We start from the raw sequence: 21,674 nt of genomic DNA, 5'->3' as shown, positions 1-21,674 counted from the left end.
CGACGGTCGACTTCGAGCCGACGCCCCCGACGCAGGACTGAGTGAGGTTTGCTGTGCCTAGTGAGAACACGTCCGCTGAGACAACCGCTGCTGCGGTCGGTACGACGGACATCGTGGGAAGTGCCCGGGTCAAGCGCGGGATGGCGGAGATGCTCAAGGGTGGCGTCATCATGGACGTCGTCACCGCCGAGCAGGCGAAGATCGCCGAGGACGCCGGAGCGGTCGCCGTCATGGCGCTCGAGCGGGTCCCCGCGGACATCCGTGCCCAGGGCGGGGTCTCGCGGATGAGCGACCCCGACATGATCGACTCGATCATCGCGACCGTCTCCATCCCCGTCATGGCCAAGGCCCGCATCGGGCACTTCGTCGAGGCGCAGGTGCTGCAGTCGCTCGGCGTCGACTACATCGACGAGTCCGAGGTGCTCACGCCCGCCGACTACACGAACCACATCGACAAGTGGGCCTTCCGGGCTCCGTTCGTCTGCGGCGCGACGAACCTCGGTGAGGCGCTGCGACGCATCAACGAGGGTGCGGCCATGATCCGCTCGAAGGGCGAGGCCGGCACCGGTGACGTCTCCAACGCGACGACGCACATGCGCACGATCCGCGCGGAGATCCGTCGCCTGACGTCCATGGCCGAGGACGAGCTCTTCGTCGCCGCCAAGGAGCTCTCCGCTCCCTATGAGCTCGTCAAGGAGGTCGCGCGGACGGGCAAGCTTCCCGTCGTCATGTTCACGGCGGGCGGCATCGCGACGCCTGCCGACGCGGCGATGATGATGCAGCTCGGCGCCGAGGGCGTGTTCGTCGGCTCCGGCATCTTCAAGTCCGGCAACCCGGTCCAGCGTGCCGAGGCCATCGTCAAGGCGACGACGTTCTACGACGACCCCGACGTCATCGCGAAGGTCTCCCGCGGCCTGGGCGAGGCCATGGTGGGCATCAACGTCGAGGAGATCCCCGAGCCGCACCGCCTCGCCGAGCGCGGCTGGTGACTCCCGCCGCCGGCGCCGGCTGGGAGGCCGGCCCCGACGGTGTGCTCGAACGCAGCGCCGCCCGCGTCCTGCTCCTCGACGAGCAGGACCGGGTGCTGCTCGTCCGCGGGCACGACGCGGACGAACCCGACCGGCACTGGTGGTTCACCCTGGGTGGCGGCATCGACCCGGGGGAGACGTCCGCGGCCGCGGCGGTCCGCGAGGTCCGCGAAGAGACCGGCATCGAGCTCACGGAGGCCGACCTCGTCGGTCCGGTCCTCACCCGGTCAGCGGTCTTCGACTTCGCGCGAGCGCGTTGCCGCCAGCACGAGACGTTCTACCTCGCACGGGCCGCGTCGAGCGTGGTTCTCACGCGAGCGGGGTGGACCGTCCTCGAGGCTGACCTCCTCGACGACATGGCGTGGATGTCTCTGGCGGAGCTCGGTGCGGTGACCGAGGAGGTGTTCCCTCGCGGTCTCGCGGACCTGCTCGCCGATCTCGTCCAGGGGTGGGACGGGACCGTCCGCCACCTCGGTGAGGAGCAGGAGTAGCTGCGCTCGAGGGACGGACGGGACGCGTGCGCCGGGCGCGTCAGTAGGGCCGCGGGTACACCGCACCGGGCGGCACCGCGCGCCGGCGTGCGTCGGCGCGGACTGCCCACCACACGCCCCCGCCGATCGTCAGCCCGAGCCCCACGAACCCCACGAGACACCCGGCGACGAGCTGGAGGATCCCGGTACCCGCGTCAGCCGCGATGTCCCCGAGGAACTCCTCGTCGACGACACGGACCTCGACGCCGCTCGCGTCGAAGCCCGCGGGCGGCGTCACCGTGACCGTGTACGTACCTGCCTCGTGCGTCCTGAAGCTCCCGACGTCGTCGACCGTCACCACGTCGGTGGACGACGTGCTGTCCGCGGACGGGGTGCTGTCGTCCGGCGACGAGCGGGTGCGCGCCACCACCGGCACCTCCTGGCCGTCCGGGCCCTCCACGGTGACAGCGTCGGACGGCAGCGTCCGGGTCCCGCCGCTCTGGACGACCCCGTACCGCCGGTCCGCCACAGCATCGACGTCGGCGGTGCCCGGCACCGGCATGCTGCCCCGCACGTACGCGTTCGTCTCGGACTCGGCGGCGAAGAACCCGTCGGGGACGAGGTCCGTGAAGCGGCCGACCGCGCCGACGACGAGGACCGCACCCAGGACGAGCGTCACCACGCCGATGAGCGTGAGGATCTTCGGCCCGCGGGTTCCGGGCCGCACCGGCGTCGGGCCGTACGGGAACGCGGGCGGTGTGGGCGACTGGTACACAGCGGCTCCTCATGGGCGGGTGCCACGGCGGGGCGGGGCAGGGCGGGGGACGTGCGGCCACCCTAGCGAGGTCGGACCCACGGCGTGCGGACGCGATGTCCCCCACGCGTACGATGTCTCCTCGTGAATCCTCTCATCGGTGTCCTGGCCCTGCAGGGAGACGTCCGCGAGCACCGCGCGGCCCTCGAGTCCGCAGGTGCCCGGACGACGGGCGTGCGGCGGCCCGCGGAGCTCGCGGCGATCGACGGTCTCGTGCTGCCCGGCGGCGAGTCCACGACGATCGACAAGCTGCTGCGCATCTTCGACCTCTACGAACCGCTGCGCACAGCCATCACAGACGGACTGCCGGTGTACGGCTCGTGCGCAGGCATGATCCTCCTGGCTGACCGCGTGCTCGACGGCACGAACGACCAGCAGACCGTCGGTGGTCTCGACATCACCGTCCGGCGCAACGCCTTCGGTCGGCAGGTGGACTCGTTCGAGACCGACCTCGAGGTCGACGGCATCGACGGTCCTCCTTTCCACGCGGCGTTCATCCGTGCACCGTGGGTGGAGGAGGTGGGCGAGAAGGCCGAGGCCCTCGCGACCATCCAGGGCGGCCCTGCCGCCGGTAGGATTGTCGCGGTTCGACAGGGCTCTGTGCTGGCAACCTCATTTCATCCGGAGATCACGGGCGACGCCCGGGTCCACGAGATGTTCGTATCGATCGTTCGCAAGGAGTACTAACGCATGTCAGGTCACTCCAAATGGGCCACCACCAAGCACAAGAAGGCCGTCGTCGACGCTCGTCGCGGCAAGCTCTTCGCGAAGCTCATCAAGAACATCGAGGTGGCGGCGCGCACCGGTGGCGGAGACGTCGCCGGTAACCCCACGCTCTTCGACGCCATCCAGAAGGCGAAGAAGACCTCCGTCCCCAACGACAACATCGACCGCGCCGTCAAGCGTGGCTCGGGTCAGGAGGCCGGTGGGGCCGACTACCAGACGATCCTCTACGAGGGGTATGCGTCCGGCGGCATCGCCCTGCTCGTCGAGTGCCTGACCGACAACCGCAACCGCGCAGCTGCTGAGGTGCGCACGGCGTTCTCCCGCAACGGTGGCCAGATGGCCGACCCGGGCTCGGTCGCGTACCTGTTCTCCCGCAAGGGCGTCGTCATCGTGCCCAAGGAGGGCACCGACGAGGATGCGGTGATGGAAGCGGTGCTCGAGGCCGGTGGCGAGGAGGTCAACGACTTCGGAGAGTCGTTCGAGGTCCTCTCGGAGCCCTCGGACCTCGTGGCCGTGCGGACCTCCCTGCAGGAAGCGGGCATCGAGTACGACTCCGCTGACGTCGTGTTCCACCCGTCGATGCAGGTCGAGGTGGACGCCGACGGAGCACGCAAGGTTCTCCGACTCATCGATGCGCTCGAGGACTCGGACGACGTGCAGAACGTCTACTCGAACTTCGACGCGTCGGACGAGGTCATGGCCGAGCTCGAGAACGACTGAACGGTCCGGTTCGACGGGCACGACCGGAGGGCGGGGGAGTGCGGGTACTTGGCGTGGACCCCGGTCTCACCCGGTGCGGGATCGGCGTCGTCGACTCCGTGCCCGGGCGCCGGGCGGCGCTCGTCGCCGTCGGGGTCGCGACGTCGTCGCCGGACCTGTCCGTCGATCGCCGGCTGCTCACGATCGCCGAGGTCGTCGAGGCCTGGTTGGACCGCCACCGCCCGGACGTCGTTGCGGTGGAGCGGGTGTTCGCCCAGCACAACGTCTCCACCGTCATGGGCACGGCCCAGGTGGCCGGGCTGACGATGCTCGCGGCCGCGCGGCGTGGGATACCCGTCGCGATGCACACCCCGAGCGAGGTCAAGGCCGCCGTGAGCGGCAACGGGCGGGCCGAGAAGGCCCAGGTGCAACGGATGGTCGCGAGCATCCTCGGGCTCGCCGAGATCCCTCGGCCGGCGGATGCCGCCGACGCCCTGGCGCTGGCGATCTGCCAGCTGTGGAGGCCCGCGGCCCTGCTCGACTCCGTCGAGCGGTCCGAGCTCACGCCTGCGCAGCGCGCCTGGGCGTCCGCGGAGCAGGCGGCGCGTCGGGCGAAGGGCACCCGCTGAGGGTTGGTACGGTGAGCGATTAGTACACGTGTTCGCACGCTCCGCACCTGCGGGGCCGGTACCGGTGGGACGCGACCGCGTCGCTCGATGGAGTCAGAGGTGGAACCAGCGTGATCTCGTCACTCAGCGGAACCGTGCAGTCCGTGCGTCTGGACAGTGCGGTCGTCCAGGTGAACGGAATCGGCTACCTCGTGCATGCGACCCCGGCCACCCTCGCGGGTCTGCGCACCGGGAACCCGGTGACGCTCGCCACGAGCCTCGTCGTGCGGGAGGACTCCCTCACGCTGTTCGGGTTCGCCGACGACGACGAGCGGTCGATCTTCGAGACGACGCAGACCGTCAGCGGGGTCGGCCCGCGGCTCGCCCTCGCCCTGCTCGCCGTGCTCACCCCCGACGCCCTGAGGCGCGCGGTGGCCGCGGAGGACGTCAAAGCCCTCACGCGCGTCCCCGGCATCGGGCAGAAGGGTGCGCAGCGACTCATCCTCGAGCTCGGCGGGAAGCTCGGTGCACCTGCCGGCGACGCCGGGGCGGCACACGGCCACGCAGGTGCGGCGCCTGCAGGGGACCACACCGAGCAGGTGGTCGAGGCGCTCGTCGGCCTGGGCTGGTCCGCAAAGGTGGCACAGGACGCGATCGCCGTCGTGCTCTCGGACGCCGGGAGCACCGAGGTGGCTGCGGCCGAGGTGCCCACGGTGCTGCGCTCCGCCCTCAAGGTGCTGGGCGGCTCCCGTGGATGACGCGGACGTCGACGCCCAGCTCGACGCCCTCGGCCTCGACCTCACGCCCGCACGCACGACCGGCGCGGGGGCGGACGAGCTCGAGCGTGCAGCCGAGGCCGCGCTCCGTCCACGCACCCTCGACGAGTTCGTCGGACAATGCGTCGTGCGTGACCAGCTCTCCCTCGTGCTGCAGGCTGCGCTCGGGCGCGGCGCCGCGCCCGACCACGTCCTGCTCTCCGGACCGCCGGGGCTGGGCAAGACGACCCTCGCGATGATCATCGCGGCCGAGCTCGGCGCGTCGCTGCGCGTCACCTCCGGCCCCGCGATCCAGCACGCCGGGGACCTTGCCGCCGTCCTGTCGTCGCTCGACGAGGGCGAGGTGCTCTTCATCGACGAGATCCACCGGCTTGCCCGGCCCGCGGAAGAGCTCCTCTATGTCGCTATGGAGGACTTCCGCGTGGACGTCGTCGTCGGCAAGGGGGCCGGCGCCAGCGCGATACCGCTGAGCCTCCCGCGCTTCACCGTGGTGGGCGCGACGACGCGCGCCGGGCTGCTGCCCGCGCCGCTGCGTGACCGCTTCGGGTTCACCGGGCACCTCGACTTCTACTCGGCCGAGGAGCTCGAGCGGGTGCTCACCCGCTCGGCCGGGCTCCTCGGCGCGCCGCTCCAGGCCGAGGCCGCGAGCGAGATCGCCTCGCGATCGCGGGGCACGCCACGGATCGCGAACCGGCTGCTCCGACGCGTGCGCGACTGGGCGCAGGTCCGGGGCGACGGCTCGCTCGACCTCCGCGCTGCTCATGCGGCCCTCGACGTCTACGAGGTCGACTCGCTCGGTCTCGACCGCTTGGACCGCGCGGTCCTCACAGCGCTGTGCACCCGGTTCGGAGGTGGCCCCGTCGGCCTGACGACCCTCGCCGTGACCGTGGGCGAGGAACCGGAGACGGTGGAGACCGTGGCCGAGCCCTACCTCGTCCGCGAAGGGCTCGTCGGACGCACGCCCCGCGGCCGCGTCGCGACCCCGGCGGCCTGGCAGCACCTCGGACTCGTCCCGCCCGCCTCGGACCCGATGCTGTTCTCGTGACGGCCCGCCCCGGACCGGTGGGCACGGGCGGGCACTTTTGGGGTACCTGGGGCGTTAGTGTCTTGGGCGTGCCTGCGCCTAGACTCCATGAGTTCCCCTGAGCAGAACAGGACGTGATTCCCCGTCATGGACCCCATGATCCTCATCCTCGTCATCGCTGTCGGCGCCATGTTCCTCATGTCGCGCAGCTCCCGCAAGAAGCAGCAGGCCGCGCTGTCGTTCCGTGACAACCTCAAGCCCGGTGACAACGTCATGACCGCCTCGGGCTACCTCGGGACGGTGGTCGCTGTCGCCGACGACGAGATCACGCTCGAGACGACCCCGGGGAACACCTCCCGCTGGCTCCGCGCCGCGATCGCGAAGCAGGTCGACGCACCATCGACGGATATCGATGCCACATCCACCGCGGAGGGCGACGCTGCCACGCCCGCGAAGGTCGACATCGAGAACAAGCAGGCGTTCAACGTCCCGGACGACATCTCGGGGCTCATCGAGAAGCCGAAGCGGGACGACGCCGCCTCGTAGACCACCGGGACGCTCGTCCCGTCCGACGCCCCACAGGCAGACGCAACCGTGTCTGCCGGCGCGCATGAGAGAAGACACTCCGTTGGCCACCACCAGCCGCAAGAAGTCCCGACCGAGCCGCCCGCTCATCGGACTCGCGCTCATCCTCCTCGCCCTCTTCGGGTCGATCTTCGCCGGGACCTTCATCAGCAACCCGGAGACGAAGGCGTCCTGGGCCCCGAAGCTCGCGCTCGACCTCGAGGGCGGCACGCAGATCATCCTGCGTCCCGTCACCGAGAACAACGAGGAGGTGACGACCGAGGACGTCAACCAGGCGATCGCGATCATCCGCCAGCGGGTGGACTCGTCGGGTGTCGCCGAGGCGGAGATCACGAGCCAGGGCGGCAGCAACATCGTCGTCGCCCTCCCCGGGACGCCGTCCGAGGAGACGCTCGACCTCGTGCGGGAGTCTGCGCAGATGCAGTTCCGCCCGGTGCTGTACTTCGGCGGACCCGCCGCCGTGGAGACCCCTGAGGGTGCGGACGACGCGGCCACGGAGGGTGAGGCAGCCGGCGACGGCGTGACCGACCCGGCACCGGACGTCGCCGCGGGCGACGACGCGGTGCCGACCGACGAGACCGCGGCGGGCGCGGACCCCACCGCGGAGCCGTCGGAGGAGACCACGGTCGACCCGTTCGCCACTCCGGAGCCCGCGGTGACGAACCCGAGCGACATCGCTCAGGTCACCCCCGAGCTCCTCGCGGAGTTCGACGCCCTCGACTGCACGGCTCCCGAGAACCTCGTCGGCGGTGGGGACTCGAGCCCGAGCAAGCCGGTGGTCGTGTGCGCCGTCGACGGCTCGGCCAAGTACATCCTCGGCCCGATGGAGATCGCGGGCACCGAGATCGCCAGCGCGAGCTCGGGCCTGCGGACGAACCAGCAGGGCGCGACGCTCAACGAGTGGGCCGTGAACATCGAGTTCAACTCCGAGGGCACCAAGAAGTTCGCGGAGACCACCGCGCGTCTGGCGACCCTGCCGAGCAGCGACATGTGGAACCCGGCGGCCCCCACGTCCGCCCCTGGCATGTTCGCCATGGTGCTCGACAACCTCGTCATCTCCGCGCCCAACTCCAGCGTGGTGATCTCCGACGGCAGGGCCGAGATCACGGGGTCCTTCGACCGGGAGAGCGCCACCCAGCTCGCCAACCAGCTGAACTTCGGCGCGCTCCCGCTGACCTTCGAGGTGCAGAGCGAGGCCCAGATCTCGGCGACGCTCGGTAGCGAGCAGCTCGAGAAGGGCCTCATCGCCGGCGTCATCGGCCTGCTCCTCGTCGTCGTGTACTCGCTCTTCCAGTACCGCGCGCTCGGTCTCGTGACCGTCGCGTCGCTGCTCGTCGCCGGACTCATCACCTACGGACTCATCACGGTGCTGTCCTGGACACAGGGGTACCGGCTGTCGTTGCCCGGCGTCGCCGGGCTCATCGTGGCCATCGGCATCACCGCCGACTCGTTCATCGTCTACTTCGAACGCATCCGCGACGAGCTGCGGGACGGTCGGTCGCTGGCGTCTGCCGTCGACGTCGGCTGGGAACGTGCGCGCCGAACCATCCTCGCGTCCGACGCGGTGAACTTCCTCGCGGCGGTCGTGCTGTACTTCCTCGCCGTCGGCGGGGTCCGCGGGTTCGCGTTCACCCTCGGCCTCACGACGCTCATCGACATCCTCGTCGTGTTCCTCTTCACGCACCCCCTGATGAAGCTCCTCGCGAAGACGAAGTTCTTCAGCAACGGACACCCGGCCTCCGGGCTGGACCCGCGCCGGCTCGGTGTGCCCGGGTTGCGCTACGCGGGCCGGGGCCGGGTGGCGAGCAGCGCCCTGTCGAAGGACGCCACCAAGGTACCCACCACCGCGGCTGAGCCGAAGGTGCTCGTCACGTCCGGGGGGCCGGCGAGCAGCGATGGACGGCAGATGACCATCGCCGAGCGACGTGCCGCGCGCCTGCGCGAGGAGCAGAGCCTCGCCGCCGAGCAGGGATCGGGCGAGCAACCAGCAGTCGACGACGCGGACGAGCGCAAGGACGGGGACCTCTGATGGCCGTGGGATTCGCCCAGTGGGGCAACAACCTCTACACCGGCCGCACGTCCTACGACATCGTGGGCCAGCGCCGGAAGTTCTACATCGTCTCCGGCGTGCTCGTCGTCGCGAGCCTCCTCATCCTCCTCACGCGGGGCTTCAACCTCGGGATCGACTTCCGGGGCGGCTCGGAGTTCACCGTGGACGGCGTCTCCTCCACGAGCCAGGAGCCTGCGGCGGAGGCGGTCGCCACGGTCGACGACACCGAGGTCCCGCGGATCTCCACCGTGGGATCCTCGTCCCTGCGGGTGCAGACCGCCGAGCTCGACGCCGACGAGACCGCGGCCGTCCGTGCCGCTCTCGCTGAGGCCTACGACGTCCCGGAGACGCAGGTCTCGAGCTCCATGGTCGGACCGACGTGGGGCGACGACGTCTCGAAGAAGGCGCTCACAGGCCTCGTCGTGTTCCTCGTCCTCGTCGCGGGGGTCATGACGCTCTACTTCCGTGCGTGGCGGATGGCACTCGCGGCGATGATCGCGCTGTTCCACGACCTCATCATCACGGCGGGCGTGTACGCACTCATCGGCTGGGAGGTGACCCCGGCAACGGTGATCGGCTTCCTCACGATCCTCGGGTACTCGATCTACGACACCGTCGTCGTCTTCGACAAGGTGCGCGAGAACACCGAAGGGCTCGAGGTCCAGTCGCGCAGCACCTACGCGGAGAAGGCCAACCTCGCGGTCAACCAGACGCTCGTCCGGTCGATCAACACGTCGGTCGTCGCACTCCTGCCCGTCGCTGCCATCCTCTTCATCGGGGCGTTCGTGCTCGGGGCGGGCACATTGCGTGACATCGCCCTCGCGCTGTTCGTGGGTATGGCTGTCGGGACGTACTCGTCGATCTTCCTCGCGACCCCGCTCGAGGTCACGCTGCGCGAGCGCGAACCTGCTGTGCGCGACCACACGGCCAAGGTGCTCGCAGCCCGTCGTCCAGCGGTCGGCGCAGCCCCGGCCGGCGGTGGTTCCCCGTCCGCCGGCGGAACCCCGGACGACGTGGACGGGCTCGAGCCCGCCGGCGCGGGGATCCGGTACACAGGGCAGCTGCAGCCGGGCGGGCACCAGGGCCATCGCGCCCAGCCGCGCAAGCGCAAGGGCCATCGGTGAGCCCCGCCACGGGCAGCCCGCGTCCCGTCGCGGACCTGGCCTCGTACGTCCGCGACGTCCCTGACTACCCGACGCCGGGAATCCTGTTCAAGGACATCACCGGACTGCTCGTCGACGCCGACGCGTTCCGCGCCACGGTGGACGCCTTCGTCGAGATGACACCCCCGGAGGTCCAGCTGATCGCAGGGACGGAAGCACGAGGATTCATCCTCGGCTCCGCTCTCGCTGCACGCCTCGGTCTCGGGTTCGTCCCGGTGCGCAAGTCCGGGAAGCTGCCGCCTCCGGTGCACAGCCACTCCTACGACCTCGAGTACGGGCAGGCGACCCTCGAGATCAGGGAACGGACCGTCGCGCCCGGGTCGCGGGTGCTCCTCGTGGACGACGTGCTGGCGACCGGAGGAACGGCTGCGGCAGGCGCGGCACTCCTCGAGGCGCTCGGGGCCGAGGTCGTGGCGCTCGCGTTCCTCCTCGAGCTTGAGGGCCTCGGAGGACGGGACCGCCTCTCCGGCCGCTCCGTGTCGTCAGTCCTGCGCGCCGAACCGTAAGATGTGCTTCTCGGGACGGTGAACGATGCCCGGGGTACGAGGAGGCGCACATGAGCGACGACACCCGCAGCACAGCGACTCCTGTCCACGAGGAGCGCAGCGCCGAGAGTTCCGCCGACGGCCGCGCGACCCCCGATTCTCGGACGGTGCGCGAGGTCAACCCCGCGGAACCGAAGCAGACGGGGACCGGGGAATGGGTTCCCCCCTCGCCTCCCACCGGTCCGGTGCCGATCAGCTCGGCGAGCCGCGTGCGGTCGCGACTCGTGCGCTTCGGGGCCCGGCACTCCGTCGGGACCCCCGCCCTCGAGCCGCTCCTGCGTGCGGTCCGTGCGAACCACCCGAAGGCTGACGTCTCGATCATCGAGCGCGCCTACGTCACCGCCGAGCGTGCCCACCGCGGTCAGCTCCGCAAGAGCGGTGACCCGTACATCACGCACCCCGTCTCCGTCGCGACGATCCTCGCCGAGCTGGGAATGACACCGCCGACCCTCGCTGCGGCACTGCTGCACGACACGGTCGAGGACACCGAGTACTCCCTCGACCAGCTCCGCGCGGACTACGGCGACGAGATCGCGATGCTCGTCGACGGGGTGACGAAGCTCGACAAGGTGACCTACGGGGATGCCGCGCAGGCTGAGACGGTCCGCAAGATGGTCGTGGCGATGGCGCGGGACATCAGGGTGCTCGTCATCAAGCTCGCCGACCGGCTGCACAACGCCCGGACATGGAAGTTCGTCCCGTCCGCCTCGGCGCAGCGCAAGGCCCGCGAGACGATCGAGATCTATGCGCCGCTCGCGCACCGGCTCGGGATGAACACGATCAAGTGGGAGCTCGAGGACCTGTCGTTCCAGACCCTCTACCCCAAGGTCTACGACGAGATCGTCCACCTCGTCTCCGAGCGGGCGCCCGCGAGGGAGGAGTACCTCGCACTCGTCCGGGAGCAGGTGGCGGCCGACCTGCGGTCAGCGAAGATCAAGGCGACGGTCACCGGGCGGCCCAAGCACTACTACTCGATCTACCAGAAGATGATCGTCCGCGGTCACGACTTCGCGGAGATCTACGACCTCGTCGGCACACGTGTCCTCGTCGACTCGGTCCGGGACTGCTACGCGGCGCTGGGATCCCTCCACGCGCGCTGGAACCCGGTGCCCGGCCGGTTCAAGGACTACATCGCGATGCCGAAGTTCAACATGTACCAGTCGCTGCACACCACGGTCATCGGCCCCGGGGGCAAACCGGTCGAGATCCAGATCCGCACCCACGAGATGCACCGGCGCGCTGAGTACGGCGTCGCGGCCCACTGGAAGTACAAGGAGGCCGACAAGGCCGCGAAGACCGGGGACTCCGGCGGCAGCGACCTCCAGTGGCTCAAGCAGCTCGTCGACTGGCAGCGGGAGACGGCCGACCCGTCGGAGTTCCTCGATTCCTTGCGCTTCGAGATCAGCGGGGGAGAGGTGTACGTCTTCACCCCCAAGGGTGACGTCGTGGCGCTCCCGTCCGGGTCGACGCCGGTCGACTTCGCCTACACCGTGCACACCGAGGTGGGCCACCGCACGATGGGTGCGCGCGTCAACGGCCGCCTCGTCCCGCTGGACTCAGCCCTCGACAACGGCGACGTCGTCGAGGTCCTCACGACGAAGTCTGAGTCCGCCGGGCCGAGCCGGGACTGGCTGACCTTCGTCAAGAGCCCGCGTGCCAAGAACAAGATCCGTCAGTGGTTCTCCAAGGAGCGCCGCGAGGAGGCGATCGAGCACGGCAAGGACGCGATCGCCAAGGCGATGCGCAAGCAGAACCTGCCGATCCAGCGCCTGCTCTCCCACGAGTCGATGGTCACGACGGCTCACGAGATGCGGTTCGCGGACGTCTCCGCGCTCTACGCGGCGATCGGCGAGGGCCAGGTGTCCGCCGCGACCGTGGTGCACCGCCTCGTGCAGTCGATGGGCGGTGAAGAGGGCAACGCCGAGGACCTGGCGGAGACCGCTCGTCCCGGTCAGGCCGCGCGACGCCCGCGTACCGGCGACCCCGGCGTGATCGTCAAGGGTGTCGAGGACATCTGGGTCAAGCTCGCGAAGTGCTGTACCCCCGTCCCTGGCGACTCCATCATCGGTTTCGTCACCCGCGGACAGGGTGTGAGCGTGCACCGGGAGGACTGCGGCAACGTCGAAGCGTTGCTGGCGCAGCCCGAGCGGATCGTCGACGTCGAGTGGACCGTCGGGGGCAACACGCTGTTCCTCGTGCAGATCCAGGTCGAGGCGCTGGACCGCTCACGGTTGCTGTCGGACGTCACGCGCGTGCTCTCCGACAACCACGTGAACATCCTCTCGGCGACCGTCTCGACGTCGACAGACCGGGTCGCGGTCTCCCGCTTCGTGTTCGAGATGGCTGAACCCGCCCACCTCGCCACGGTGCTCTCAGCGGTGCGCAAGATCGAGGGCGTCTTCGACGTCTACCGGATCACCGGGTCCAAGATGGCGGAGAAGCGCGTCACCGCGTGACGGTGGGGGCGTACGCGTGCCCCGCTGCGATGAGCCGGGCCCGTGCGCGCGCGGCACCCCGCCAGTTCGCGAACGTCGCGAGCCTGGCGAGGGCGTCCTCGACGACCACACCGTGCGCGAGCAGTGCGCGCAGGACGGGCACGGCCGTTCCGTCCGGACACCAGGTCGCGACGTCGAGCGCCGTCCGCACAGGGGTCGTGACGACCACGCTGCCGACACGCTCGGTCTCCCACGGCCGCACCGTGGCCTGAGCGACCTCGAGGCCCGGCCCCGAGCGCGGCCGGTAGCCGCCCACCGCGTACAGGACGCACAACCGGTCCGCGCGGTGACGCCCGGTGTGCACCCAGGCTGCGGTGGCCCGGCCGACGACGACGTCCCGGGGGAGGCTCGACGCAAGAGATGCGGCCCGGACGGCGGGCGTCACGAGGGTTCCGCCGGGGACGGCCCACCCGTCACGGACCTCGAGGAGGTCCCCGTCGCGCACCAGCGCGTCCCACGCGGTCCGGCTGCCGAGCTGCTCGCGCGTGAAGGGTGGCGTGGGCGCGGGCCGGGGTGCGAGCAGCTCGGCGAGGCTCGGCCGGGTGCTGCGGGCGGGTGTCGTCGACATGGCGCCACAGTGCACCGGCGCGGTCCCCGCGCGCCAGCGTGGAGCCGGGTCCTGTGGACACCGGCCCCCCGCAGCGTCAGCCCTTCGAGTCCTCCGCGGCCCGGACGATCTGCTCGAGCCAGGACCGCCGGGCAGCGAGGGCCGCCTCGTACTCCTTGACCCGCCGCGTGTCTCCCGCGGCCTGCGCAGCAGCGAGGTCCTGCTCGAGCCCCTGGATCGCCGTCTCGAGCTGAGCGGCCGCGCCCTCTGCCCGCGCGCGGGTCTCCGGGTTCGAGCGGGTCCACTTGGCCTGCTCGGCGTCACGCACCGCCGTCTCGACCGCACGCATGCGGGCCTCGACGCGCTGGACGTCACCACGGGGCACCTTGCCCGCGGCCTCCCAACGGTCCTGCAGCACCCGCAGGGACGCCTTCGCCTGCTCGAGGTTCTTCACGGGCAGCAGGGCCTCGGCCTCGGCGAGGATCGCCTCCTTGACGACAAGGTTCTCGCCGTACTCGGCGTCGGTGGCGGCGTTCGCCGCCTCACGGGCAGCGAAGAACGTGTCCTGCGCTGCACGGAACTTCGTCCAGAGCGCGTCGTCGTCCTTGCGGTTCGCGCGCCCGGCGGCCTTCCAGCGCGCCATGAGATCGCGGTACGCCGCTGCCGTCCCGCCCCAGTCGGTGCTCGTCGCCAGCCGCTCGGCCTCGGCGACGAGAGCCAGCTTGGTCGCCTTGGCCCCCGAGTTCTGCTTCTCGAGCTCGGCGAAGAAGTGGCGGCGTTCGCGGTCGAAGGTCGTGCGTGCGTGGCTGAACCGCTTCCACAGCGCCTCCTCGGAGGGGCGGTCGATCCGGGGACCGGAACGTTGCGCTGTCTTCCAGGCCTCGAGCAGCCGGTGGAGCTCTTCGCCCGCGGGCTTCCACTGGATCTTCGCGGGATCGGTCGACGCCAGCTTCTCGGCAGCCTCGACGATCGCGGTGCGGGCGGCGAGCGCCACCTCCTTCGCGGCCGTCCGCTCGGCGTCGAGCTCGGCGCGTCGGGCTGCGGCGGCGGTGCTCAGCGCGGCGATGCGCGCACGGAGGCCGTCGAGGTCACCGACTGCGGCGGGCTCAGCGGTCTCCTCCTCGAGCTTCGCCAGCGTCGAGTCGATCTCCTTGTGCGTGAGCTCTGCCGACCCGAGCCGAGCCTCGAACAGGGCGACCTTCGCCTGCAGGTCGAGGTAGCGCCGGACGTAGAGCGCGATCGCCTCGTCCTTCGAGACGCCCGGGAACTGACCGACGAGGCGCTCGCCCGCGGCTTCCGTCACGTAGACGCTGCCGTCCTCCTCGACGCGCCCGAACGCCAGGGCCGCCTGGGTCTGGGCGTGCTCGTCGGGGATGGCCGCGACCGGACGCTCCGGAGCTGCAGCCTGCGCGGCGGGCACCATCGGGCGCGCGCTCGGCCTCGGGACGGGGCGGGGGACCGGACGAGCAGCAGGAGCCGGCGCGGGGGCTGCAGCCGCCGGCTCTGCCTCGCTCGCACCTGCGCCCGGAGCGTCCGCCGGTGTCACGACGACGTTCTCGGTGACGTCCGGTGTCTGGTCGGTGCTCTCGGTCACAGGTTCAGCTCCTTGGATGATGGCGCACGTGTCACGGGGTGGCCGTGACACGCACGTCAGCGACTGCTCGGGGAAGGACCACGAGCCGGTTCTCGATCGGCGTGCCGGTCACTGCGACGCCACGGCGGTACCGCTGCGTCGGAGGACTTCCCGACAGTCTAGGGAAGTCTGGCCGTGGGCGCTGACGTGGCGCGGCGGCGGAATCTGGGAAGATCTCTGGTTATGGCCCGTCCCACGCCCCTGTCCGGTTTTCCCGAGTGGCTGCCCGCCGACCGCATCGTCGAGCAGCACATCCTCGATTCCGTCCGTCGGACCTTCGAGCTCCACGGCTTCGTGGGCATCGAGACCCGTGCGGCAGAGCCCCTCGACCAGCTCCTGCGCAAGGGAGAGACCTCGAAGGAGGTCTACGTCCTGCGCCGGTTGCAGGCCGAGGACGACGCCCCCGCAGCGGACAAGCAGCCCCTCGGGCTGCACTTCGACCTCACGGTGCCCTTCGCCCGCTACGTCCTGGAGAACGCTGGTCACCTCGCGTTCCCGTTCAAGCGGTACCAGATCCAGAAGGTCTGGCGCGGCGAGCGCCCCCAGGACGGCCGGTTCCGCGAGTTCACCCAGGCGGACATCGACGTCGTCGGTGCCGGGTCCCTCCCGTACCACTTCGAGGTGGAGGTGCCGCTCGTCATGGCTGAGGCGCTCGCGTCCCTGCGCTCCATCGGGGTCCCGGAGGTCCGGATCCTCGTGAACAACCGCAAGGTCGCGGAAGGGTTCTACCGCGGGATCGGGCTCGACGCCGTCGACGACGTGCTGCGCACCATCGACAAGCTCGACAAGATCGGTGCCGAGAAGGTCGGGGCCGCGCTCGTCTCAGAGGTCGGGGCGACCGCCGAGCAGGCGGCCGCGTGCCTCGCTCTGGCCTCGATCTCCGGGACCGACGCCTCCGTCGTCGCGCAGGTGCGCGAACTCGCCGCCGCCCACGGCGCTGCGAGCGAGCTGCTCGACGAGGGGCTGGCGGAGCTCGGCGCCCTCATGGACGCCGCGGCCGTCCGTGCGCCGGGCGTCGTGCGGGCCGACCTGAAGATCGCACGTGGTCTCGACTACTACACCGGGTCCGTCTACGAGACGGTGCTCGTCGGTCATGAGGACCTCGGGTCGATCTGCTCCGGAGGTCGCTACGACACGCTCGCGTCGGACGGGGCGAACACGTACCCGGGCGTCGGACTCTCCATCGGCATCTCACGTCTCGTGTCCCGACTCCTGGGGGCGCGGCTCGTGACCGCCACCCGGAGCGTCCCCAGTGCCGTCGTCGTCGCGGTCACGGCTGAGGACACCCGCCCGGAGTCCGACGCGGTCGCCGCCGCTCTCCGTGCGCGGGGGATCCCGGTCGAGGTTGCCCCGGCCGCTGCGAAGTTCGGCAAGCAGATCAAGTTCGCCGACCGCCGGGGGATCCCCTACGTCTGGTTCCCGGCTGTGCCCGGTTCCGTCGGCGGGGAGGACCAGCCACCCGCGGAGGGCCGCCCGCACCAGGTGAAGGACATCCGCAGCGGCGAGCAGGTCGACGCCGATCCCGCGACCTGGGCGCCCCCGGCGCAGGACCTCTGGCCCGGGGTCGCGGCGGTCTGACGCCCCACCAGGGACGCCCGGCGCACCACCCCACGGTGGTGCGCCAGCTCCTCCGTGCGTGCGCCAGGCGGCCTTATGGGTATTCCTCCCCATCGCGGACACGCCGTCGATCGACAAGGATCGCTCCGCACCCCCGTGCGAGAGACGAGCAGACGAGCAGACGAGCACAGGACACCGACCGCGTGACGAACCAGAGGTCCAGACGATGAGCACGACGACCACGACGGCCGACCGCCGACGCCAGCGCGAGGACCGCGGGATCCGCAGCACGAAGACGGCCAAGGCCGCCAAGAGCGACCGGCTGCCTCCGGCTCCGCGCGAACGGCGCCCGCTGCTCGCCGCGCTCGCGGTCCTCCTCATCGTCGGAGGAGCAGCGATCGCGGCACTCCTGGCGCTCCGCGTCGACGACCGCGTGCCGGTGCTCGTCGCCTCCGCGAACATCGCGGCCGGACAGGAGATCACCGCCGACGTCGTCACGACGACCCCGGTCGCGTCCGAGGGCTTGCGCCTCGTCCCCGAGGACGAGGCCGGCCTCGTGGTCGGTTCCTACGCCCGTGTCGCCATCGAGGCGGGCCAGCTCCTCGACGCCGGCCTGGTGACCTCGAGCCCCGCCCTCGCCGACGGCGTCGTCTCCATCGGAGCGTCCCTGGACGCCGGGCGCGTGCCAGCGCGTGGCCTCCAGCCGGGTGACGTCGTGCGACTCATCTCGACCGTCACCCCGGACGGCGAGACGTTGTACCCCGAGGCTCGCGTCTCGTCGTTCCTCAGCTCGGGCACGGACCAGTTCGACGGCACGTCCGGGGGGACTGTCAGCCTCCTCGTCCCGGAGAACCCGGCGGAGGAGATCGACCGCCTCGCGGCCGTCATCGCCGCGAAGCAGCTGACGATCGTGCTCGTCGACCGCGGCGTGCCGCTCGAGGGCGACTGATGCTCGTCGCGCTCGCCTCCGCCAAGGGGTCGCCCGGAGTCACGACCACGGCCGTCGCGCTGGGGACGGTCTGGCCGGACGACGTGCTCGTCGCGGACTGCGACCCGTCGGGCGGGGACCTCGGTTACCGCCACCGCGACCCCCAGGGGCGCCCGCTCGACCCGGAACGGGGTCTGCTCTCCCTGGCCACGGAGGCCCGACGCGGGCTCACCCCGCAGTCCCTCGTGCAGCAGTCCCAGCAGGTCGACGGAGGACTGCGGGTCCTGCTCGGCGTCGACCGGCCTGAGCAGGTCACCGGTGTGGGTCCGGCCTGGTCGACCATCGCCACCGCCCTCGCGAGCGCACCGGCGGACGTCATCGTCGACTGTGGACGCATCGCCCCGGGTACGCGGGTGCAGCCGGTCCTCGCCGCGGCGCAAGTCGTGCTCGTCTGCGTCACCCCCACCACCGAGTCGTACGGGCACCTGCGCGACCGGCTGCGGTGGCTCCTGAGCGCTGGCGCCGACCAACCGGCTCCTCCAATTCTCGGGGTCCTGCTGCGAACGTCGTGGAACGACACGGAGGCGGCCGCCGACCTGCAGAGGCTGCTCGCGCACAGCGGGATCCCGGTCCCCGTCGTGGGGCGCATCGCCGACGATCCCCGGGCGGCCGAGGTGCTGTGCGGACGTCGCAGCCGCGGCATCGCCCGGTCGCTCCTCGTGCGCAGCGCTCGTGGGGTGGTCACGCCCATCCGGGAGCTCGCTGCCTCCGGTCGCCAGCAGATGGCGTATCCCTGAGACTTCGCGTCTCCCTTCCCCTTCGACCGTCAGGAGCCACAGTGGACCAGGCACTGGTACGCACCCTGCGTGAGGACGTCGCCGACATCCTCGCGCGCCAGCGCCGTGACGACGCGACCGCTGGTCTCCCGCCGATGTCCACCGAGGACGAGCGCCAGTTCGCCCGGGCGGTCATCAGCCGGGTCCTCGACGGGTACGCGCGCGCCGAGGTCGGTGCCGGTCGCACGCCGCTCACGCCGGCGGAGGAGGAGGAGATCGCTTCGGGGATCCACGCCGCCCTCTTCGGCGTCGGGCGGCTGCAGCCGCTGCTGGAGGACCGCGACGTCGAGAACATCGACATCAACGGGTACGACAACGTGTTCATCCAGTACTCCGACGGCCGGGAGGTCCGCGGCGCACCCGTGGCCGACAGCGACGACGAGCTCGTCGAGCTCGTCCAGATCCTCGGTGCGTACTCCGGCCTCACGAGCCGGCCGTTCGACTCCGCGAATCCCCAGCTCGACCTTCGTCTGCCCGACGGCAGCCGCCTCTCCGCCGTGATGAACGTGTGCGCGCGGCCGTCGCTGTCCATCCGCCGCGCGCGGCTGTCACGCGTGGCGCTCGACGACCTCGTCGGGTACGGGTCCGTCACGCCCGAGATCGCGGCCTTCTTGTCCGCGGCCGTCGGTGCGCGCAAGAACCTCATGATCGCCGGCGCGACGAACGCGGGGAAGACGACACTGCTGCGTGCCCTGGCGAACGAGATCCCGCCGGGAGAGCGGCTCATCACCGTGGAACGGGCGCTCGAGCTCGGCCTGGGGGAGTTCCCCGACCTGCACCCCAACGTCGTCGCGTTCGAGGAGAGGTTGCCGAACTCCGAGGGCAACGGCCACGTGAGCATGGCGGAGCTCGTGCGACGCAGCCTGCGCATGAACCCCAGCCGCGTGATCGTCGGCGAGGTCCTCGGTGACGAGATCGTCACGATGCTCAACGCCATGAGCCAGGGCAACGACGGGTCGTTGTCGACCATCCACGCGAACTCCTCCCTCGAGGTCTTCAACAGGATCTCCACGTATGCGATCCAGTCTGCGGAGCGCCTGCCGCTCGAGGCGAGCCAGATGCTCATCGCGGGAGCCATCGATTTCGTCGTGTTCGTGCAGAAGCAGAACGACTTCACCCGTGGCGGCAAGCTCCGCCGGTTCGTCTCGAGCATCCGCGAGGTCAACGGGATCGACGGGCGTGTCCTGTCGAGCGAGGTCTTCGCACCCGGACCGGACGGGGTGGGGATGCCTGCTGCCCCCATCTCGTGCATGGACGATCTCCTCGAGGCCGGCTACCTCACCCCGGCGATGAGCGGGCATGGCGGCTGACATGACACCGTCGCTGCTCCTCATCATCGCGCTCGGCGCCGTCGTCGGCGGTGGGGTCGTGCTGCTCGTCGTGGCGTTCATGCCCCGGCCGGAGCGGGTCCCGACGGTTCGTTCGTCGTCCGACCTCGTCGATCGCCTCGGCCGGCGCACCGTCGCCGCGGGCGCTGCAGGCCTCGTCGTGCTCGTCCTCACCCAGTGGCTCGTCGCAGGGTTGGCGGCCGTCGTGCTCGTGCTGGCCTGGCCCATGCTCTTCGGGGGTGGGAAGGCCGAGCGTGAGGCGACACAGCGGGTCGAGGGTCTCGCGGCGTGGATCGAGTCGCTGCGAGACACCATCGCCGGTGCCGTCGGGCTCGAGCAGGCGATCCCCGCGACGCTCTACGCGTCCTCGCCGTCGATCCGGCCGCAGCTGCGCCTGCTCGTCGACCGGCTCCGCGTGCGCGTCCCTCTGCCGGTCGCGCTGCAGGGGTTCGCCGACGACCTCGACGACCCCAGCGCGGACCTCGTCGTCGCCGCGCTCATCCTCAACGCCAAGATGCGGGGACCGGGCCTGCGGCAGGTCCTCAGCTCTTTGTCCGACGCTGCCCGCGCGGAGCTCGACATGCGCCAGCGCGTGGGAGCCGGGCGGAGCGGGACGCGCAAGTCCGCGCAGATCGTCATGATCTTCTCCGTGTCCGTCATCCTGCTCCTCGCCGTCTTCAACAAGGAGTACGTCGAGCCGTACACCACCCCGACGGGGCAGCTCGTGCTGCTCGTCGTCGTGGGCTTCTTCGCAGCCGGCTTCGTGTGGATGAAGCGTCTCTCCGGCGTCGAGCTGCCCGAGCGCTTCCTCGTGCACTCGACAGACTCCGCGGCGGTCCTGCGCGGGACGGAGGCCGGACGATGACCGCCATCCTCGCCGCCGGGGCGGTCGCGGGCCTCGGGATCCTCCTCCTGGTGCTCACGCTCGCGCCGCCCGCGAACCAGCCGGCTGCGACGCTCGCCCAGCTCGACCTGCAGCGCAGCCAGGACCGGGCGCGCACAGTTGCCGAGACGCTCGCGCCGCGCGCGAGCGGATCGGCGTTCCGCCGTGACCTCGGCCTGCGGCTCGTGAAACCGCTCAATGCCTGGGGGGTCGAGCTCCCTGCGCTGCGCAGCGACCTGTCGATCCTCGGTCGAACTCTCGAGGGTCACGTCGCCACGAGCGTCATCGCGGGGGTCGTCGGCTTCCTCGGACCTCTGTTCCTCGGCGCCCTGCTCGCCGTGCTCACCGGCTCGGTCCAGCCCGCTGTGCCCGCGCTCGCGTCTCTCGTCGGGGGGCTTGCCGGCCTCGCGCTGCCCACGGTCGTCGTGCACGGCCGGGCGCAGGACCGCCGGCGGGACTTCCGGCACGTCGTGGGCTCGTTCCTCGACCTCGTCGCCATGAGCCTCGCCGGCGGCCGTGGCGTGCCGGAGGCTCTGCAGAGCGCAGCGGCGCTCAGTGACGGGTGGGCGATGGTGCGCCTGCGGAACGCTCTGCAGTCCGCGCGCCTGCACGGGCAGACACCCTGGTCCGCGCTCGGCGAGCTCGGCGAGGAGGTGCGGATCACGGAGCTGCGGGACATGGCGTCCGCGCTGGCGCTCGTCGCCGAGGACGGTGCCAAGGTCCGCGAATCGCTCTCTGCGCGCGCGAACTCGATGCGTCGCCGCGAGCTCGCCGAGGCCGAGGGCAAGGCAGGCGAGAAGTCCCAGTCCATGCTCGTCGCGCAGCTGCTGCTGTGCGTCGGCTTCCTCGTCTTCCTCATCTACCCGGCGATCGTCAAGGTCACCGGGTACTGAAGGACGGACCGAACCGCACGAACACGCACCAACCCACATACTGACCGACGGACCGAGCACCACCGTGACGAACACGACGCAAGGAG

Annotated in this window: 21 protein-coding genes; 18 read left to right on the top strand and 3 right to left on the bottom strand. The window is 70.8% G+C overall.

Features of this window, described 5'->3' with window-relative positions; translation table 11 throughout:
• Positions 1-110 precede the first annotated feature (110 nt).
• Positions 111-989 (top strand): pyridoxal 5'-phosphate synthase lyase subunit PdxS, encoded by an 879-nt coding sequence (gene pdxS, locus AC2AXK_RS06750; protein ID WP_484344909.1) that lies wholly within the window; start codon positions 111-113, stop codon positions 987-989.
• Positions 986-1,519, top strand: coding sequence for an NUDIX hydrolase (locus AC2AXK_RS06745; protein WP_484344591.1), 534 nt, complete (start codon positions 986-988; stop codon positions 1,517-1,519). Before pdxS ends, AC2AXK_RS06745 begins: the two co-directional genes overlap by 4 nt.
• Positions 1,520-1,559: 40 nt before the next feature.
• Here the strand turns inward: AC2AXK_RS06745 and AC2AXK_RS06740 are convergent, their stop codons facing one another.
• Positions 1,560-2,273, bottom strand: a complete 714-nt coding sequence (locus tag AC2AXK_RS06740; RefSeq protein WP_484344590.1) for a hypothetical protein — start codon at positions 2,271-2,273, stop codon at positions 1,560-1,562.
• 123 nt (positions 2,274-2,396) lie between these two features.
• Here AC2AXK_RS06740 and pdxT point away from each other — a divergent pair, with 123 nt between their 5' ends.
• The 10 genes from pdxT (at position 2,397) to AC2AXK_RS06690 (ending at position 12,944) form a co-directional block, all read left to right on the top strand.
• The gene (pdxT, locus tag AC2AXK_RS06735; RefSeq protein WP_484344589.1) at positions 2,397-2,999 is read left to right on the top strand and encodes a pyridoxal 5'-phosphate synthase glutaminase subunit PdxT; all 603 of its coding nucleotides are present in this window, start codon (positions 2,397-2,399) and stop codon (positions 2,997-2,999) included.
• 3 nt (positions 3,000-3,002) lie between these two features.
• Positions 3,003-3,758, top strand: a complete 756-nt coding sequence (locus AC2AXK_RS06730) for a YebC/PmpR family DNA-binding transcriptional regulator (protein ID WP_484344588.1) — start codon at positions 3,003-3,005, stop codon at positions 3,756-3,758.
• A gap of 38 nt (positions 3,759-3,796) precedes the next feature.
• Positions 3,797-4,366, top strand: coding sequence for a crossover junction endodeoxyribonuclease RuvC (gene ruvC / locus AC2AXK_RS06725; RefSeq protein WP_484344587.1), 570 nt, complete (start codon positions 3,797-3,799; stop codon positions 4,364-4,366).
• Positions 4,367-4,476: 110 nt separating this feature from the next.
• A complete protein-coding gene (gene ruvA, locus AC2AXK_RS06720) occupies positions 4,477-5,103 on the top strand; it encodes a Holliday junction branch migration protein RuvA (protein WP_484344586.1) in 627 nt (208 codons plus the stop codon).
• Positions 5,096-6,166 carry a Holliday junction branch migration DNA helicase RuvB gene (ruvB, locus tag AC2AXK_RS06715; protein WP_484344585.1) on the top strand — a complete coding sequence of 357 codons (1,071 nt, stop codon included), beginning with the start codon at positions 5,096-5,098 and terminating at the stop codon, positions 6,164-6,166. The genes ruvA and ruvB overlap by 8 nt, the downstream gene beginning before the upstream one ends.
• Before the next feature lie 126 nt (positions 6,167-6,292).
• Complete coding sequence (gene yajC, locus AC2AXK_RS06710) at positions 6,293-6,691, top strand: preprotein translocase subunit YajC (protein ID WP_484344584.1); 399 nt, start codon at positions 6,293-6,295, stop codon at positions 6,689-6,691.
• 82 nt (positions 6,692-6,773) lie between these two features.
• The gene (secD, locus tag AC2AXK_RS06705; protein WP_484344583.1) at positions 6,774-8,759 is read left to right on the top strand and encodes a protein translocase subunit SecD; all 1,986 of its coding nucleotides are present in this window, start codon (positions 6,774-6,776) and stop codon (positions 8,757-8,759) included.
• The gene (secF, locus tag AC2AXK_RS06700) at positions 8,759-9,904 is read left to right on the top strand and encodes a protein translocase subunit SecF (protein ID WP_484344582.1); all 1,146 of its coding nucleotides are present in this window, start codon (positions 8,759-8,761) and stop codon (positions 9,902-9,904) included. Before secD ends, secF begins: the two co-directional genes overlap by 1 nt.
• Positions 9,901-10,449 carry an adenine phosphoribosyltransferase gene (locus AC2AXK_RS06695; protein WP_484344581.1) on the top strand — a complete coding sequence of 183 codons (549 nt, stop codon included), beginning with the start codon at positions 9,901-9,903 and terminating at the stop codon, positions 10,447-10,449. The genes secF and AC2AXK_RS06695 overlap by 4 nt, the downstream gene beginning before the upstream one ends.
• A 50-nt stretch (positions 10,450-10,499) precedes the next feature.
• Positions 10,500-12,944 carry a RelA/SpoT family protein gene (locus AC2AXK_RS06690; protein WP_484344580.1) on the top strand — a complete coding sequence of 815 codons (2,445 nt, stop codon included), beginning with the start codon at positions 10,500-10,502 and terminating at the stop codon, positions 12,942-12,944.
• Here the strand turns inward: AC2AXK_RS06690 and AC2AXK_RS06685 are convergent.
• Positions 12,934-13,551: a hypothetical protein gene (locus tag AC2AXK_RS06685; protein WP_484344579.1), complete on the bottom strand. Its 618-nt coding sequence runs from the start codon at positions 13,549-13,551 to the stop codon at positions 12,934-12,936. The two genes, AC2AXK_RS06690 and AC2AXK_RS06685, sit on opposite strands and share 11 nt — an antisense overlap.
• 76 nt (positions 13,552-13,627) lie before the next feature.
• Positions 13,628-15,124, bottom strand: coding sequence for a DUF349 domain-containing protein (locus tag AC2AXK_RS06680; RefSeq protein ID WP_484344578.1), 1,497 nt, complete (start codon positions 15,122-15,124; stop codon positions 13,628-13,630).
• A gap of 222 nt (positions 15,125-15,346) precedes the next feature.
• Between AC2AXK_RS06680 and hisS the strand changes: the two genes are divergently transcribed.
• The 6 genes from hisS (at position 15,347) to AC2AXK_RS06650 (ending at position 21,588) form a co-directional block, all read left to right on the top strand.
• Positions 15,347-16,741 (top strand): histidine--tRNA ligase, encoded by a 1,395-nt coding sequence (gene hisS, locus AC2AXK_RS06675; RefSeq protein ID WP_484344577.1) that lies wholly within the window; start codon positions 15,347-15,349, stop codon positions 16,739-16,741.
• A gap of 205 nt (positions 16,742-16,946) precedes the next feature.
• Positions 16,947-17,669 carry an SAF domain-containing protein gene (locus tag AC2AXK_RS06670; RefSeq protein ID WP_484344576.1) on the top strand — a complete coding sequence of 241 codons (723 nt, stop codon included), beginning with the start codon at positions 16,947-16,949 and terminating at the stop codon, positions 17,667-17,669.
• Positions 17,669-18,445: a CpaE/TadZ family protein gene (locus AC2AXK_RS06665; RefSeq protein ID WP_484344575.1), complete on the top strand. Its 777-nt coding sequence runs from the start codon at positions 17,669-17,671 to the stop codon at positions 18,443-18,445. Before AC2AXK_RS06670 ends, AC2AXK_RS06665 begins: the two co-directional genes overlap by 1 nt.
• A 41-nt stretch (positions 18,446-18,486) precedes the next feature.
• Positions 18,487-19,794 carry a TadA family conjugal transfer-associated ATPase gene (locus AC2AXK_RS06660; RefSeq protein WP_484344574.1) on the top strand — a complete coding sequence of 436 codons (1,308 nt, stop codon included), beginning with the start codon at positions 18,487-18,489 and terminating at the stop codon, positions 19,792-19,794.
• On the top strand, positions 19,784-20,677 hold the full coding sequence (locus tag AC2AXK_RS06655) for a type II secretion system F family protein (protein WP_484344573.1): 894 nt from the start codon (positions 19,784-19,786) through the stop codon (positions 20,675-20,677). The genes AC2AXK_RS06660 and AC2AXK_RS06655 overlap by 11 nt, the downstream gene beginning before the upstream one ends.
• Positions 20,674-21,588: a type II secretion system F family protein gene (locus tag AC2AXK_RS06650; protein ID WP_484344572.1), complete on the top strand. Its 915-nt coding sequence runs from the start codon at positions 20,674-20,676 to the stop codon at positions 21,586-21,588. The genes AC2AXK_RS06655 and AC2AXK_RS06650 overlap by 4 nt, the downstream gene beginning before the upstream one ends.
• The last annotated feature ends 86 nt before the right edge of the window (positions 21,589-21,674 follow it).

Source organism: Sanguibacter sp. Z6_81 (assembly GCF_057180625.1).
Note: the sequence above shows the minus strand (reverse complement) of the source record. Positions and strands in the feature narration are given on the sequence as shown.

Coding starts and splice junctions, on each gene's coding strand:
- AC2AXK_RS06730 (WP_484344588.1), top strand. CDS start 3,003: ATGTCAGGTCACTCCAAATGGGCCACCACCAAGCACAAGAAGGCCGTC.
- yajC (WP_484344584.1), top strand. CDS start 6,293: ATGGACCCCATGATCCTCATCCTCGTCATCGCTGTCGGCGCCATGTTC.
- secF (WP_484344582.1), top strand. CDS start 8,759: ATGGCCGTGGGATTCGCCCAGTGGGGCAACAACCTCTACACCGGCCGC.
- AC2AXK_RS06690 (WP_484344580.1), top strand. CDS start 10,500: ATGAGCGACGACACCCGCAGCACAGCGACTCCTGTCCACGAGGAGCGC.
- AC2AXK_RS06685 (WP_484344579.1), bottom strand. CDS start 13,551: ATGTCGACGACACCCGCCCGCAGCACCCGGCCGAGCCTCGCCGAGCTG.
- hisS (WP_484344577.1), top strand. CDS start 15,347: ATGGCCCGTCCCACGCCCCTGTCCGGTTTTCCCGAGTGGCTGCCCGCC.
- AC2AXK_RS06670 (WP_484344576.1), top strand. CDS start 16,947: ATGAGCACGACGACCACGACGGCCGACCGCCGACGCCAGCGCGAGGAC.
- AC2AXK_RS06665 (WP_484344575.1), top strand. CDS start 17,669: ATGCTCGTCGCGCTCGCCTCCGCCAAGGGGTCGCCCGGAGTCACGACC.
- AC2AXK_RS06655 (WP_484344573.1), top strand. CDS start 19,784: ATGGCGGCTGACATGACACCGTCGCTGCTCCTCATCATCGCGCTCGGC.
- AC2AXK_RS06650 (WP_484344572.1), top strand. CDS start 20,674: ATGACCGCCATCCTCGCCGCCGGGGCGGTCGCGGGCCTCGGGATCCTC.